Here is a 14,780-nt window from a genome sequence, read left to right as displayed (position 1 = left end):
GCTATCCGGGAGTGCCCGACTGTGCTGCGTAGGCAGTGGCCCGGTCGCGGACATGGTCCACGTACGGATCGGACTGGTTGTAGGAGTAGATCGCGTCGGCCCAGCCCGCGGCGGTGGTCAGGTCACCACCGTGTGCGCACAGGTACGAGGCGGCACTTAGCGCGGCATCATCGATGTTGAACGGGTCGGCTGTTCCGTCCCCGTTCCCGTCCCGGCCTGCGATCTGCCACGTGGAGGGAATGAACTGCATGGGTCCGACGGCGTGGTCCCACCGGGCGTCACCGTCCAGGGCTCCGGCGTCCGAATCAGGGATCGCGGCGAAGCCGTCACCGTTCAGGCTCGGACCGACAATTGGCCCGCTCGCCTGACCAGTGGCGGTCAGGCTGCCGCCGCCGTACGTTCCGTGGCCGGATTCGACGAAGCCCACCGCTGCCACCGTATTCCAGCCGATCCCGCAGGTGGGGGCCGATGTGTTGGCCGCAGTGGCCGCCGCCACGTAGGCCTGGAGCGCCCGGGCGGGGATGCCGGTCTGCGCGGCGGCATGGGTGAGCCACTCGGCGTCCGCGCTCCGGGTGATGTTCACGGCGGAGGTGATGCCGGCGGACAGCGATTCGAGTTTCGCCTCTGCCCGCGGCGGCGCAGGCAGGGCCACGCGGGTCTCCGCCCCGGAGAACCGGAAGACCCAAAACAAGAACCCGGTGATGACGCAAAATACAAACAGGCCGAGCACGGCAAGGCGTTTCAGACGGAGCATGGACTAAGCGGGCCGGCCGGCGACGGTGCTGGCCCGCGTGTCCGGCGCGGCACGGAAAACCGCCCCGGCGCCGGACACGCGGGAGGCCATGGCCCTAGCCAACACACTCGACGCAGTAAGCGTGGCCGTTCTTTTCGCGTGCAACCTGGGACCGGTGCCGGACCAGGAAGCAGGAGTAGCAGGTGAATTCGTCCTGCGCCTGCGGGATGACCTGCACGACGAGTTCCTCGGCGACAATTTCCCCGCCCGGGCTGATCGCATCGTCAAAAGCGTCGGCTTCATCCAGTTCACGGACAACGCTGCGGGCATCCGGGGCGTTGGCGGATTGCAGTGCCTGCAGGGAATTATCCTGCGACTCCTTGACGTCGGATCGGACTTCGTCGTAATCGGTTGCCACGGGGGTGACTCTCATTCCTGTGTTTAGTTCTGACGGGAAGCCAACGTACACCATTGCGCGCGTCGCTGCCTCATGTGAACCAAGTCCTTCAGGCCGATCGGAGTCCCGGGACCTCGTCGACCGGCACCGGCGTGGGGTCCTGGGATCCCGCCGGGCCCGGGCCCGCCGGACTGCTGCGGGCAGCCGAGGCGAAGGTGTTGGCCGGCCGGGGCAGCCCGTAGAGTTCGCGGAGCGTCCGTCCGCTGTATGCGCGCCGGAAGAGTCCGCGGTCCCGCAGGATCGGGATGACGTGGTCCACGAAGGCGTCCAGGCCGGACGGAAGCACGGGCGGCATGATGTTGAAGCCGTCCGCCGCCCCGGCCTCAAACCATTCCTGGATTGCGTCGGCCACCTGCCCAGGGGTGCCAGAGAAGGTGCGGTGGCCGCGGCCGCCGCCGAGCCTGCCGATGAGCTGGCGCACGGTCAGCCGTTCCCGCCGCGCGAGGTCTACGATCAGCGTGTACCTGCTCTTGGCCCCTTCGATCTCGTCCTCGGAGGGCAGGTCGTCCGGCAGCTCGGCGTCCAGGGCCAGGGATGCTGCGGGGACCCGCAGCACCCCGGCAAGCTGCCTTCTGGCGTGCTCCGGGTGGATAAGCTCGTCGAGTTCTTGCTCCAGCCGCCGCGCCTCGGCCTCGGCCTCGGTGGAGCCGATGACGGGAACGATGCCCGGGAGCACCTTGATCGTTCCCGGGTCACGGCCGGCGGCGGCGGTTCGCCGCTTCAGGTCGGCATAGAAGCGTTGAGCGTCCGGCAGCGTCTGCTGCGCCGTGAACACCGCTTCGGCGTAGCGGGCGGCGAAGTCCTTGCCGTCCTCTGAGGAGCCGGCCTGGACAATCACCGGGTGGCCCTGGGCGGAGCGTGGCACGTCCAGCGGCCCCTGGACGCTGAAGTACGTGCCGGAGTGGTTGACCGGGTGGACCCGAGTGTTGTCTCCCCAGGTCCCGGCTTCCTTGTCGCCGAGAGCGGCGTCGTCCTCCCAGCTGTCCCAGAGTTTGCGGGCCACGTCGAGGAATTCCGCGGCCCGCTCGTACCGCAACGCGTGGGCCGGCTGGTCCGGCAGGGAGAAGTTCCTCGCGGCGGCGTCTCCGGCGGTGGTGACCACGTTCCACCCGGTCCTGCCGCCGCTGATGTGGTCCACGGAAGCGAACCGGCGGGCCAGGTTGTAGGGGTCGTTGTAGGTTGTGGACGCCGTGGCGATCAGCCCGATGCGGTCGGTGACGGCGGCGATGGCGGCGAGCAGGACGGTCGGCTCGAGTGTGCCGTAGGGCCGCTGGCCGACGTCGCCGTGCAGCACCGGTGAGTCCGCGAAGAAGATCGAATCGAACGTGCCGCGTTCCGCCGTTCGGGCCAGCTGCTGGAAATGCGCGACGTCCGTCCCGGCGAAACTGTCGCTTTCCGGCAGCCGCCACGAGGCCTCGTGGTGACCGGTGCTCATCAGGAACGCGTTCAGGTGCAACTGCCGTGCCCCGCTCACAGCTGAACTCCGGGAACGTCGGCCCGCAGTTCCACCGTCTCGGAATAGACGGATGAATCGCCCTGGATGGACGTGCTGCTGCGTCCGTCGACGCCGCGGGGTACGTCGCCGGCCACCGTGACCCGGTTCAGCTGCCGGGGCTGGCCGTCATAGTTGTCCGGGGCGTAGTGCTGGGTGATGCGGTTGTCGAACAGCACCAGCTGGTCCGGTTCCCAGTTGACGCGGACCACGTTCTCGGGACGGGTGACGTAGGCCTGGAGCAGCCGCAGGATGTCCTTGGATTCGGTGTTGGACAGTCCCACGATGCGCAGCCTTTGGGCGAAGCCGCCGATGAAGAGGCCGCGCTCGCCGGTCAGTGGGTGGACCCGGACCACGGGGTGGGCAGTCTCGAAGTGGATCCGGGTGAATTCCTTCCGCCGCTCACCGGCGTTGGCGTGCTCGAGGTTTTTCGGCACGGAGTAGTCGTAATCATTGGTGTGGATGGCCCACAGGGTGTCGGCGAAGTTCCGCAGCTCCTCCGGCAGATCGGTGTAGGCTCCGGCGGCCGAGGCGATCAGGGTCTCGCCGCCGTAGGCCGGCAAGGTGATGCTGCGCAGGGTGGAGGCCTGCGGCGGGTTCACGACGAACGTGACGTCGGTGTGCCAGTTGTTCGCGCTGCCGTTTTCGCTGTCCACCGGCAGGACGGCAGGTTTGCCCTCGACGGAGGCCACGGTTGGGTGTGCCTGGGTGAGCGGGCCGAAGCGGGCGGCGAAGCGGACCTGGGCTTCGTCGTCGTGGACGTTGGCGTCACGGAAGACCAGGGCCTTGTGGGTGTTCAGGGCCGCACGGATCTGGGCGATGGTGGCGTCGCTGAGGTCATTGCTGAGGTCCAGGCCCCGGATCTCGGCGCCGATGCGGGCGCTGAGTTGCCGGAATTCGAGCCGGGTTTCGGTGGTTGTCGACATGGTGGTTGTGTCCTTTGGTCTGTGGGGGTTAATTGGACTGGGATCCGACGGCGGTCCGCCACCGGGAGAAGTGCCGTTCGACGGCGACCAGCAGGTAGTTGACCAGCAGGCCGAGCAGCGAGACGGTGAGGATCCCGGCGTACATGTCCGGGATCAGGAAACTGGACTGTGCGTTGACGATCAGGTACCCGAGTCCGGCCTTGGCACCGACCATCTCCGCCGCAATGAGCACCAGGATCGAGGACGTTCCGGCCATCCGGATTCCGGTGAAAATTGTCGGCACCGCCGAGGGAAGGATGACCTTCTGGAACAGCCGGAAGTTGGAGAGTCCCAGCGAGCGGGCGGCCCGGACGAGCAGCGGGTCGACGGTCCTGACGCCGGCGATGGTGTTCAGCAGCACGGGGAAGAACGCAGCGTAAGCGACGATGCTGATCTTGGAGGTCTCCCCGATCCCCAGCAGGAGGGTGAAGACCGGGAGCAGCGCCAGTGCCGCGGTGTTCCGGAAGACCTCCAGCAGTGGGTTGAGGAACCGGTCAAGGGACCGGTACCAGGCGACCAGCAGGCCAAGGGTGACGGCGGCCACGACGGCGATGCCGAAGCCGCTGGCGGAGCGGGTCAGGCTGGCTGCCAGATGGTTCTGCAGTTGGCCCTTGGCGACGAGTGATCCCAGTGCCCGCAGGACCTCGTGCAGCGGCGGAAGGAATACCCTGGTCGAGGCCGAGGCGAGATAGGTGGGACCCAGTTCCCAGAGCAGGAGGAACAGCACGATCGCGCCCGAGGCCCAGATCCCCCGCCCGGCCCTGCGGGCGCCGGACCGGACCAGGGCGGGAAGGCGTCGGGTTGCGGCGGCGGGCTGTGGGGGCCGCCCGGTTGCGGCTGCCGCGGGGGCTGTCAGGTCTTTGGTCAGTGTTGGTGCGGTCATCAGGCTGCCCTTCCCGTGCTGAGCTGTCCCTTGCTGGGCTCGATCTTGCTGAGCTGGGGTGCCTCGTCGGGCGCGGACCCGTCGGGCCGGATCTTGGCGTGCCCGGCTGCCTGGGCCTTCCGGACCTCGTCGTGCAGCAGCGACCAGACTTCGTGGCGGTGTTCGACGAAGACGGCGTCGGAGCGGACGTCCCGGTCACCGCTCCGCTCCCCCAGGTCAATGTCGACAATCTGCTTGAGCCGGCCGGGTCGGGAGCTAAGCACGGCGACCCGCTGGCCCAGGTACACGGCCTCGTCGATGCCGTGGGTGATGAAGATGATGGTCTTGCCCGTGGAGCGCCAGATGCGCAGGAGTTCCTCCTGGAGCTGTTCCCGGGTCTGGGCATCCAGCGCTGCGAACGGTTCATCCATGAGCAGGACGTCGGGTTCGTACGCGAGGCTCCGTGCGAGGGCAACCCGCTGCTTCATGCCGCCGGATAGCTCATGGGGATACCGGTCCTCGAACCCGGAGAGGCCGACGAGCTCGAGGTAGTGGCGGGCCTTGTCGGCCCGTTCCCTCCGGCTCGGGCGGCGCCCGTCGCTGCCGGTTCCTTCGAGGCCGAAGGCGACGTTGGCGGCCGCGGTGCGCCATGGGAAAAGGGCGTACTGCTGGAAGACGACTGCACGGTCGCGGCCTGGCCCGGTCACCTCCTTGCCGTCCACGAGCACCTGGCCGGCGTCCGGCCGGGTGAGCCCGGCGAGGAGGTCCAGGAGGGTGGTTTTGCCGGAGCCGCTCGGTCCGACCAGAGTAATGAACTCGCCTGCGGCGACGTCCAGGGTGATGCCCTCCAGCGCCGTCAGGGTGGAGCCCTCGGGCTGGTCCTTGCTGGGCCGGACGGTGAACTGTTTCCCGACGTTGCGGAGGCTGATTTTCGGCGTCGGTCCGGTACCGCGGGTCATGATGCCGCCCCGTTCAGCAGTCCGTTGAAATCGTTGGTGTAGTACTTGGACGGGGTGATCCCGCCGCTGACGATGCCGGTGTCGTTCAGCCATGCTGACCAGCGGGTGAAGTCCTGGTCGCTGATGGCCCCCTTGGACGGGACTCCGACGCTCTTCCAGTACTTCAACGCCGCGGTGCTTTCGGAGCGCTGACGCTTGTTGATGATGCTCGTAAACCGCGCGATCACCTCGTCGCGGGGGGTGGTGCGTTCCCATTCGATGGCCTTGGCCACACCGGTGGTGAAGATCTTCGTGGTTTCCGGGTTTTTCTCGATGAAGTCCTTGCGCAGGACGTACTGGCCGCCGGCGAAGGTTCCAAAGAGTTCGAAGTCGCTGAACAGGGACCGCAGGCCGCCCGTGGCGACAGCGTTGTCCTGCAGCACTCCGCCGAGCGCACCGACGTCGACCTGGCCGCGGCGGATGGCCTCTTCGGTGTCATTGGGCGGAACGACGACGAGCTGGACCTGCCTGATTTCCTCCTGCGACAGTCCGTTCTTCTTCAGGTAGCTGTTGATCACGGCGTCCGCATGGGCGCCCAGGGTGTTGACGGCGACTTTCTTGCCGATCAGATCCCGCGGCGTCGGGATCGGACTGTCCTGGGTGACGTAGAAGCCGTTGAACGTCTTCTCGTCCTCGCCGTAGTAGTTGATCACCGCAGTGACCGGCGCGCCGGCTTCGATGAGCTTGACCACGGCCCCGGAGAAGGCGCCGCCGAGGTCGGTGGCTCCTGTGGCGGCTGATTGGATGCTCGCCGGCCCGCTGATGGTGTTGCCCACCCAGTTCAGCTTGACGTCGCCGAGGTAGCCGAGGTCCTCGGCCAGCTCCGGCAGGCTCACGTTGTTGGCCGAGCCCTCGTAGCGGAGTTCGGTCACTTCGGGTGCCCCGGGGGTATTTCCGGCCGGGGACTGGGCGCTCGCAGGGCCGCCGCAACCGGAGACCACCAGCGAGACCGCCACGGCGGCAGCAACGCCCAAGGTGGAGAAAAGTCCTGCGGGTAGGTGTCGGTTTTTCATAGCGGATTCTTTCTGGATTCGATGGTGCGGACCGGGGCTACCGGACCGTGCCCACCATCAGAGCAGAGTCGAATCCGTTCCGCAGGTGCCTCGACACCCGAGGAAACCGCGCGTAATCCGGCGACGGAAACAGCCATGGACGCACCCCCGGTACCCGATCGGACGCAGCGCGAAGCAGTCCGTAACAGGGCAAGACTCACGCGGTCATTTGCGCCCATCCTGGGACACACCCGTGCCACACCGGCCCGGCACTGTGAAGTCTTGGTGACGCCCGGCGACGGCGCGTGAAGGGGCCGGCGCCGCGCCACTGTCGTGCATGGGAGGAAAGATTGCTGGAGATGTGGCCGAATGTTGCGCGCCGGCGCGGTACCGGCGGTCAGGGCCCAGCACGACCAGGCACACAACAGGACGAATAAAGGCGTGTCCGCCCCTGCTCTTAAGCAGCGGCGAACACGCCTTGATCATCGGGCCGAGCCGCTGCTTACATTCCGGGGATCTGCTGCGCCTCGTGAACCTCGATTTCGCAGCCGCCGGGCATGTTCAGGTGCGGGTGCACCTTTGCCAGTTCCACGGCCGCCTCAAGGCTGTCGGCCTCGATGATGCTGTATCCGGCGACTTCACGCTGGCTCGGCGCAGTGGCTCCGCCCGCGGAAACGCGGACACCGTTGGCCAGCGGCGTTCCAAAGTCGATCAGGCCGTTGCCGACCTTGGCGGCCCAGTTGTTCCACTGTTCCATGGCGGCTGCCATGTCATCCGGTGCGGGCGGCGCGGCCTCGGCGGGGGTCATCGGGGCGTGATAGATGAAGACGAACTTGGTCATGTTGCTCCTACTTTCCTGGCGGTCTTGACGGGCTTAGGTTGGAAAACTTCAGACGGCGACGGTGCGGCCGGTGAACGCGATCAGGCGCTCCAGGCTGCTCGCAGTCTCCGCGACCGGCTGGACAGCGGCGAAGCTGCCGCTGGCGCGGACCTGGTCCGAGATGGTCACCAAGGCCAGGGCCTCAACGTGATCCGTGACGACGTCGGAAACTACTAGTTCCTGGCCGGTGGCCTTCGCGAAGTCCCACGCGTGGACGAGCAGCTCGAGGTTGACGATCCCGGCGACGACGGTCGCGGGCAGCTCGGCGAAGCCCATGTCGATGGTGCCTTCGAAGCCGCGGCGGCTGAACGCCTCCAGGGTGGCCTGCGCGAGTCCGGCGATGCGAACTTCCGGGCCCGCCCCGGCGTCGTCGCTTACGTCCGCGCCCAGCGCCCCGCCGATCTGCTTCAGCGAACCGGCCAGGTGCTCCAGCAACTCGTGGGCCGTGAAATTTTCGCAGGGAGTGGCTTTCTCACGGTCCTCCGGGGTGAGCTTGCGCAGCACGCCCAGGAGCACGGCGAGCGAAGCCTCGGCCGAGCTGAGGTGATCGATCGGGTCCGGGGCAGCCGACCATGCGTCCGGACCGGCGCCGTCCGGGGAGGAGGTCTCGGCGATCAGGCGGCCCAGGTAGTGGTTCCAGCCTTCGGCATGTGCTGCGGCCTGTTCGGCGTTGAGGCCGGCATGGACCAGGCGGAGCGTGGTGCCCCCGGCGTCGGGCTCCAGCGTGATGGTCACGGTGGACGCGCCCGGCGCCAGGTCCATTCCGGACTCCCAGCCCCAAGTGAAGACGATGCGCTTGCCCGGCTCGATCTCCTGGAATGTGCCGGCGGCGTGGTGGCCGGGAGTGACGGTCCAGCGGTAGTCGCCGCCTATCCGAAGGTCAACGCGGGCCGCCACCGTTTGCCAGCGGCGCAGACGTTCCGGCTCGGTGATGAGCGCAAAGGCCTCGTCGGCGCTGACGGGCAGGTGAATGGTTTTATCGAACGTCATGAGAGTGGTCCATTGTCTTGAGGCGAAGCATCGGAAGTGGTCGTGTGATGTTGAGGGGGCCGGTGACGCTGGGCGGCAAGTGCGGCCGCATCTGATGCCAGCAGGTCCAGTTCGTAGGTCCAGAACTGTTCGACAAGGTCACGCAGCCGGCCCATGCCGCCTGGGTCGAGTCGGTAGTACCTGTTCCGGCCCTCTTTGCGGGCAGATACCAGGCCGGCCTGCTCCAGGAGCAGCAGGTGCTGGGACACCGCGGAGCGGCTGACCGTGAAATGGGCGGCCAGCTCCCCGACAGCCTGTTCGTGGCTGGCGAGAAGATGCAGCAGGCGTCGCCGGTTCGGCTCCGCAGCAATCTCCAAGGCATCCAACACAACTAATACGTTAGTGATCACTAACGTATTCCGCAAGTGCCCAGCAGTCAGAGGGATCAGGGAACGCAGGCCGGCACCCTTGCGGATCGCGGCCCGGGCATGGCGCAGCTGTTATCGGAGCGGTTTGTCAGGGCGCTATGGCGCGTGCCGGGTTACCGCGTCCCGGGTTAAAGAGATGCCGGTAAACGGGACGGGGAATCCCCGGGCGCAGCGGCTAGAGGCCCCGGTGGTGCTCGATGAGCCATCGCGCCATCTGCTGGGCGCGCTTGGAGGCCAGCGCGTCCCCTTCGGTGGCGGAAATGATGGAGCCTTTCATCAGGATGTGCCAGGACCGGGCAAATTCCTCGGGGCGGTCCAGCCCGGCTTCTTCGGCCAGCGCCTGGATATGCCCGCGGATGCGGCTGAGGTAATCGATGCTCGCCTTGCCCAGCGGGTGCCCGGCGCCCATTTCCAGCAGCACATTGATAAACGAGCACGCCTCGAAATCCTCGCGCTGGAACCAGTCACCGAACACGTCAAAGACGGCGAGCAGCCTCTCCTCGGGGGTGTTGCCCCGCCGGCTGGCCTCGGCCACGATCAGGTCCACGGTCCACACCTGGTCGCGGAGTTCCAGGAAGGCCAGCACCAGGGCGTCCTTGGACGGAAAGTGCCGGTAGAAGGTTGCCTTGGATACCCCTGAACTGCTGATCAGCTCATTGACCCCTACGTCGCGGATGCCGCGGCGGGAGAATAACTCGTAAGCAGTGGCGAGGATACGGTCCACCGGCTCGTCGCGTCCGGCCATGGCTGTGGCGGGCAACAGCGTAGGACCCTCGGCGTCGTTGACAGTCATGATAAAAAAATTTTACACCGGACCGAGGCGTACAGACCGGTCTGCCTCGGAGTGTGCTATCAGTCTCCGCCGGATTCCACCGGCGCTGTCGGCCAGCACGACGCCGGCGGGCCGGCCGAGGACCCGCCCGGCGCCTTACCCCCACCTAGGGATGCAGAACCCGGTCGCCATCGCGGCGTTGTGAGAAACGACCGTCCAGTGCGTGGACGAAGCTGCGGAGGGTCGCGGATTCGTGCGTGCTGTTGGCCAGCCGGACGATGGCCGAAGCCGTGTGGGCCAACTTGATGTTGTGGTGCTGGCTGTAGGCGGAAAGCCGTTCGAAGGCGTCGTCGGAACCGATGTGGAGTATTCCCATCAGGATGCCCTTGGCCTGTTCGATAAGGCCTCGGGTGCCGATGGCTCCGGCGACGGCCTCGCGGGCGGACCGGTCCGTTTCAAGTTGAACTGTTCTGGTGAGGTCCAGGATGAACCCGTCGACGAACAGCAGCTTCCCGTCACTGTCCAGCACGCCCTCCCCCGCCGTCAGGACGCGGCGTTCACGCCGGCGTGCGTCGAAGAGACGATGATAATTGGCGAAAAAACCTCCGCCACGGCACACATCCTCAAAGATTTCCCTGCACGGCTTCCGGTCGTCAGGATGCACGTGCTGCATAAGAACACCCACCGTGGGCACCACCTCGCCGCGGTGATAGCCGTGGATCTGGTACATCTGCTCGGACCACTGCAGCTCCCCCGAGGCAGCATCGTAGCGAAAGGTCCCGGCGAGGCAGCCCTCGGTGGCCAGCGCGCTGGAATAGGCCTGCAACGCCTTCAACTCCGTCATGGCCGGGCCTGCCTGCCCGGCCCGCCGGCGGCGGCGGACGCCCTGTCCCGGGACACGGTCAGCACGAACTGAGCCCAACCTGCGCAGTCCGCGTCTCCAATGCCTGCCGCCACCGCACGATCAGCTGCTGGTTCCGGGTCCCTGCGAGTCGGCCCAAGAAGCGCGCTGCGGACGGGATGCGGAGGCGCGGCGGCCCTTCAGGAGACCTGGGCGCCCAGCCGCGGGCCGGTCTCGCCCGGGCGCGCTGGCCCTTCACGTGCGCTTCGTGAACTCCGCGCCTCTGAGCGCTGGGTTCCACGGGAATGCCCTCGGCTACGGACTGGAGCAGCGCGTCATCTCGCGGTGCCGAAATTTCCGAGACCAGCCCCATGCCGGCATACTCCCGTACTGCTGCGATCCCGGCCACCGCCGCCGGCAGGTCTGGAAAGGGCCTGGAGAGGGCCATGACGGTCCCGTCCGGGGCCGTAAGTCGAAATCGGTAGGACGTGTCGGAATCGGTGAACAGTTCGAACATGCCTGTCATAGAACCCTCCTGGAAGCCGGGACCCGATTGTTCCCGGCGACGCCGTTGTCACCGGGAACAGCAGAATCCACCCGAACGATGCCAGTCACTCGTACCGGCCGGATCGAATTGATGAATTCATGAAAGTCTGAACTATGCAACTCACCTGCGCAAGAGGTACCACCCTGTCCGGCGGCGGCGACGACACTGCAGCGGTCCGGCGCTACGATATGTAAGCGGGCTGACCAATTGATGGGTGTGCAAGACAGACTTTTCTGTCTTGCACGTGCTAGTTTTCCTGTCGCCGGGGTCTGCACAGACGCACGGTTCAGAATAGTTGAATGTGAAGGAGGGAGGCACCCATGCCGGATGATCTTCCTGCAAGTCCGGTCCAGACCGATGTGAAGGCAGAACTGTTCAAGGCCATGGGCCACCCTGCCCGGATCCAGTTGCTGGAAATGCTCGCCGACGGACCAGTTGCCGTAAGCCGACTGCGCGACAACACGGGCCTTGAGCCGTCGAACCTCTCCCAACATTTGAGCATTCTCCGCCGCCAGCGCCTGATTGTCCCCTCACGGCGCGAGGGCAGGTTGTTCTATGAACTGGCCAGCCCTGAGGTTAATGTGCTGCTCGCGGCCGCCCGATCCCTGCTCGGATCTCTCCTGGTCACCACCCGGATGACCCTGAGCCCCATGGCTGAAGAGCCTGAAGAAGCAATCCGCTAAATGCCGGCGCACGCCGGACTGTATGGACAACATCGATCGACCGGCCTGGACGCGTCCGGACTAAAACCAGCAGGGGTAGCAATGGCTCACGCCGAGAACGAGACCACCATCAACCGATCACCGGAGGACGTCTATGCGTTCCTCGCGGATGGGCTGAATAACCGCGCATGGCGCTCCGGGGTTCAGGACATAGCACTGAAGAGTGGAACACCCGGGGACCTCGGTGCCGTGTACAGCCAGACCCTCTCGGGCCCCGGCGGCCGGCCGATCGTCGGAGACTATGAAATCACCGCGGCGGACCCCGGAAAGCTCCTGGGCTTCCAGGTGGTGGCCGGTCCGGCCCGTCCGGCCGGTGCGTACCGGCTCAGTGAAGCGCCGGGCGGAACGACCGTTCGTTTCAGCCTGGACCTGGAGCCCAAGGGACTCATGAAGCTCGTGGGCCCGGTGATTGTCCGCACCATGAATGCCGAGGTCGCTCAGTTGACCAATCTCAAGAACGTTCTCGAATCCGCCTAGATGAGGGCGCAGGGCGTTCATTCTTGAGGGTGACCCGTCCCAGCTAAGGCCATCAAGTGGCAAGCAGCAACCTTCATAGGTAACGGTGAAGAAAGGACCATCCTCATGGCTCGGATTTTCATCACAGGCTCCACCGACGGACTTGGCCTCGCCACCGCCCGGACGCTCCTGAACGGCGGCGACGAGGTCCTGCTGCACGCCCGCTCCAGGGAACGCGCCGCCACCCTCGAAGAACTCGCGCCGCTTGCCATCGGCATCGTGATCGGTGACCTCAGCAGGGCCTCCGAAACCCGGGAACTGGCCGCGCAGGTGAACGCTCACGGGCGGATGGACGCCGTCATCCATAACGCGGGCGTCTACCTCTCGCCGGGGCGCGTCGCGACCCCGGAGGGACACTCCCGCACCCTGGCCATCAACGTTCTGGCCCCTTACATTCTCACCGCGCTGATCGAGCGGCCGCACCGCCTGATCTACCTCGGCAGCGGGATGCACCGCGCGGCCGGCGGAAACCTTCAGGACATCGATTGGACCCGGCGGCGCTGGGACGCCAGCGCCGCCTACTCCGAGAGCAAGCTCTACGTTTCCGCGCTCTCCGCTGCCGTCGCCCGGCAGTGGACCAACGTGCTCAGCAACTCCGTTGACCCCGGCTGGGTGCCCACCAAGATGGGCGGCGCCGGCGCCCCCGACGACCTCGCCCTGGGCCAGGACACCCAGGGCTGGCTCGCCGTCAGCCCTGACCCGGTCGCCCAGGTCTCCGGAATGTACTGGCACCACCGCCGGCCGCGGAAACCGGCCCCGGAGGTCACCGACGCTGATTTCCAGGACAAGCTCACCGACAAACTGGCCGAACTCACCGGCATCACGCTCTTCTGAAGCGAACCATCGACCCGGCCCGACCGGCACGCAAGGGTAGGTAGTCCCTGCCGGCAGGTCAGGTGGCGGAAAGTATCCCCCAGCCCGTCCCTATCGTGAGCTCCACTTGTCGGCTTAGGCTGGTCGCATTCTATGAACGCAGTTGAGCATCGAACACCGCCGGCATCTGGAAGGCCGGCAGCTGGTTCGAGGGGGCCGGAAGGGGGCCGGGATGACGCCGGCGGACAGGACATGGACACCCGAGGACCAGGGCTGGCTCCGGGAAAACCTGCGTGAGGCCATCGACCACCTGGTGGAGATGGGGTACACGGTGCGCGGGGGGCAAGGCGAAGATCCGGAACTGATTCACCCCGGCGGCTCGGCCGTCCAGACGTGGCGGGAAGACTACCCCTACGAGCAACGGATGTCCCGCGAAGAGTACGAGCTGGAGAAATACCGGCTGCAGGTTGAACTGCTGAAGTTCCAGTACTGGGGCCAGGACCAGGAGCTCAGGCACGTGATCGTCTTCGAGGGCCGGGATGCGGCCGGCAAGGGCGGAACAATCAAGCGCTTCACCGAGCACCTGAATCCCCGCTCGGCCCGGGCAGTGGCATTGAGTAAACCCTCTGACCGTGAACTGGGCCAGTGGTATTTCCAGCGCTACATCCAGCACCTGCCGACGGCCGGGGAGATCGTGATGTTCGACCGCTCCTGGTACAACCGGGCAAATGTGGAGCGGGTCATGGGCTTCTGCACGGAGCAGGAGTTCGACACCTTTATGGTTCAGGCCCCGCTCTTCGAGCGGATGCTGGTGGATTCCGGGATCCACCTGACCAAGTTCTGGTTCTCGGTGACCCGCCACGAGCAGCGCACCCGTTTTGCGATCCGGCAGATCGACCCGGTGCGGCGCTGGAAACTCTCGCCCATCGATCTCGCCTCCCTGGACCGGTGGGAGGAGTACACGGCCGCCAAGGAGGAGACGTTCCTGCGGACCGACACGGACCATGCGCCGTGGATCACCATCAAGTTCAACGACAAGAAGCGGGGTCGGATCAACGCCATGCGCTACTTCCTCAACCAGTTCGACTACGAGGACAAGGACACGTCAGTGGTCCACAGCCCCGACCGGCTGATCGTGCGCCGCGGCCGCGAAGCCGCCGGCGACTAGCGGCTGGCTCGCGGTCGGCGGATGCGCGAACGCACGGCTGCGTCGCGCTCACGGTGGGATCCCAGCAGAAGATGGCACCATGGGGACATGACTCCTGCACACGGTTCTTCAGGCCTTTTCCGGCGTCCCCAGCCCATCAAACCCAAGGCGGGCCAGGAATCGGTGTGGGACTATCCGCGGCCGCCGAGGGTGGAGCCCCGATCCGAACGGGTTATCGTGCGGCTTGGCGGGCAGGTGATTGCCGACACCACCGATGCGGTGCGCGTCCTGGAGACAAGTCACCCGCCTGTCTACTACTTGCCATTGGACTCATTCCCTGCCGGTGTACTCGTCCCGGTCGGGGGCACCAGCTTCTGCGAGTTCAAGGGAGAAGCGCACTACTTCGACGTCGTTGCCGGCGGAGTCGTCGTTCCCCGTGGCGGGTGGACCTACCCCGAACCCACCCTGGGTTTCGGGGCACTCAGCTCCCGAGTGGCCCTCTACCCGGCTCACATGGACTCCTGCCAAGTCGACGGCGAGCAGGTGACCTTCCAGGAAGGTGACTTCTACGGCGGTTGGATCACCACGCAGATCGTTGGTCCTTTCAAGGGCGGCCCGGGCACGGCCGGGTGGTGAGCACATCGCG

At 66.3% G+C, this 14,780-nt stretch carries 18 protein-coding genes; 5 read left to right on the top strand and 13 right to left on the bottom strand.

Annotated elements, in window-relative coordinates:
• Window position 1 precedes the first annotated feature (1 nt).
• From AC1DFR_RS00835 to AC1DFR_RS00775, 13 genes are all read right to left on the bottom strand, one after another.
• Complete coding sequence (locus AC1DFR_RS00835) at window positions 2-754, bottom strand: lytic transglycosylase domain-containing protein (protein WP_476855828.1); 753 nt, start codon at window positions 752-754, stop codon at window positions 2-4.
• A 94-nt stretch (window positions 755-848) separates the two neighbouring features.
• Complete coding sequence (locus tag AC1DFR_RS00830; protein ID WP_028276296.1) at window positions 849-1,151, bottom strand: DUF4193 domain-containing protein; 303 nt, start codon at window positions 1,149-1,151, stop codon at window positions 849-851.
• 88 nt (window positions 1,152-1,239) lie between these two features.
• Window positions 1,240-2,664, bottom strand: coding sequence for an LLM class flavin-dependent oxidoreductase (locus AC1DFR_RS00825; RefSeq protein WP_476872485.1), 1,425 nt, complete (start codon window positions 2,662-2,664; stop codon window positions 1,240-1,242).
• Window positions 2,661-3,608 (bottom strand): TauD/TfdA dioxygenase family protein, encoded by a 948-nt coding sequence (locus tag AC1DFR_RS00820; protein WP_476855826.1) that lies wholly within the window; start codon window positions 3,606-3,608, stop codon window positions 2,661-2,663. Before AC1DFR_RS00820 ends, AC1DFR_RS00825 begins: the two co-directional genes overlap by 4 nt.
• 28 nt (window positions 3,609-3,636) lie before the next feature.
• Entirely contained in the window at window positions 3,637-4,530 is an 894-nt protein-coding gene (locus AC1DFR_RS00815; RefSeq protein WP_476872484.1) for an ABC transporter permease, read from the bottom strand.
• On the bottom strand, window positions 4,530-5,468 hold the full coding sequence (locus AC1DFR_RS00810) for an ABC transporter ATP-binding protein (RefSeq protein WP_476872483.1): 939 nt from the start codon (window positions 5,466-5,468) through the stop codon (window positions 4,530-4,532). Before AC1DFR_RS00810 ends, AC1DFR_RS00815 begins: the two co-directional genes overlap by 1 nt.
• A complete protein-coding gene (locus tag AC1DFR_RS00805) occupies window positions 5,465-6,520 on the bottom strand; it encodes an ABC transporter substrate-binding protein (protein ID WP_476872482.1) in 1,056 nt (351 codons plus the stop codon). The genes AC1DFR_RS00810 and AC1DFR_RS00805 overlap by 4 nt, the downstream gene beginning before the upstream one ends.
• 481 nt (window positions 6,521-7,001) lie before the next feature.
• The gene (locus tag AC1DFR_RS00800; protein ID WP_476872481.1) at window positions 7,002-7,340 is read right to left on the bottom strand and encodes a YciI family protein; all 339 of its coding nucleotides are present in this window, start codon (window positions 7,338-7,340) and stop codon (window positions 7,002-7,004) included.
• 48 nt (window positions 7,341-7,388) lie between these two features.
• Window positions 7,389-8,369, bottom strand: coding sequence for a TIGR03086 family metal-binding protein (locus AC1DFR_RS00795; protein ID WP_476849202.1), 981 nt, complete (start codon window positions 8,367-8,369; stop codon window positions 7,389-7,391).
• The gene (locus tag AC1DFR_RS00790; RefSeq protein WP_476872480.1) at window positions 8,366-8,758 is read right to left on the bottom strand and encodes an ArsR/SmtB family transcription factor; all 393 of its coding nucleotides are present in this window, start codon (window positions 8,756-8,758) and stop codon (window positions 8,366-8,368) included. The genes AC1DFR_RS00795 and AC1DFR_RS00790 overlap by 4 nt, the downstream gene beginning before the upstream one ends.
• Window positions 8,759-8,951: 193 nt before the next feature.
• The gene (locus AC1DFR_RS00785; protein ID WP_018772833.1) at window positions 8,952-9,569 is read right to left on the bottom strand and encodes a TetR/AcrR family transcriptional regulator; all 618 of its coding nucleotides are present in this window, start codon (window positions 9,567-9,569) and stop codon (window positions 8,952-8,954) included.
• A gap of 145 nt (window positions 9,570-9,714) precedes the next feature.
• A complete protein-coding gene (locus AC1DFR_RS00780; protein WP_476849203.1) occupies window positions 9,715-10,392 on the bottom strand; it encodes a PAS and ANTAR domain-containing protein in 678 nt (225 codons plus the stop codon).
• A gap of 58 nt (window positions 10,393-10,450) precedes the next feature.
• Window positions 10,451-10,837 carry a hypothetical protein gene (locus AC1DFR_RS00775; RefSeq protein ID WP_476858762.1) on the bottom strand — a complete coding sequence of 129 codons (387 nt, stop codon included), beginning with the start codon at window positions 10,835-10,837 and terminating at the stop codon, window positions 10,451-10,453.
• Window positions 10,838-11,256: 419 nt separating this feature from the next.
• On the opposite strand from AC1DFR_RS00775, the gene AC1DFR_RS00770 reads away from it, so the two are divergent.
• From AC1DFR_RS00770 to AC1DFR_RS00750, 5 genes are all read left to right on the top strand, one after another.
• Window positions 11,257-11,619 carry an ArsR/SmtB family transcription factor gene (locus AC1DFR_RS00770; RefSeq protein ID WP_028276286.1) on the top strand — a complete coding sequence of 121 codons (363 nt, stop codon included), beginning with the start codon at window positions 11,257-11,259 and terminating at the stop codon, window positions 11,617-11,619.
• 81 nt (window positions 11,620-11,700) lie between these two features.
• Window positions 11,701-12,135, top strand: a complete 435-nt coding sequence (locus AC1DFR_RS00765) for an SRPBCC family protein (RefSeq protein ID WP_223916232.1) — start codon at window positions 11,701-11,703, stop codon at window positions 12,133-12,135.
• 105 nt (window positions 12,136-12,240) lie between these two features.
• Window positions 12,241-13,008, top strand: a complete 768-nt coding sequence (locus AC1DFR_RS00760; protein ID WP_476872479.1) for an SDR family NAD(P)-dependent oxidoreductase — start codon at window positions 12,241-12,243, stop codon at window positions 13,006-13,008.
• Window positions 13,009-13,219: 211 nt separating this feature from the next.
• Window positions 13,220-14,155: a polyphosphate kinase 2 gene (ppk2, locus tag AC1DFR_RS00755; RefSeq protein ID WP_028276283.1), complete on the top strand. Its 936-nt coding sequence runs from the start codon at window positions 13,220-13,222 to the stop codon at window positions 14,153-14,155.
• Window positions 14,156-14,242: 87 nt separating this feature from the next.
• A complete protein-coding gene (locus AC1DFR_RS00750; RefSeq protein WP_476855816.1) occupies window positions 14,243-14,770 on the top strand; it encodes a DUF427 domain-containing protein in 528 nt (175 codons plus the stop codon).
• Window positions 14,771-14,780: the final 10 nt, after the last annotated feature.

The organism is Arthrobacter sp. 05T410 (assembly GCF_056396505.1).
This window is presented reverse-complemented; position numbering and strand designations above follow the sequence as displayed.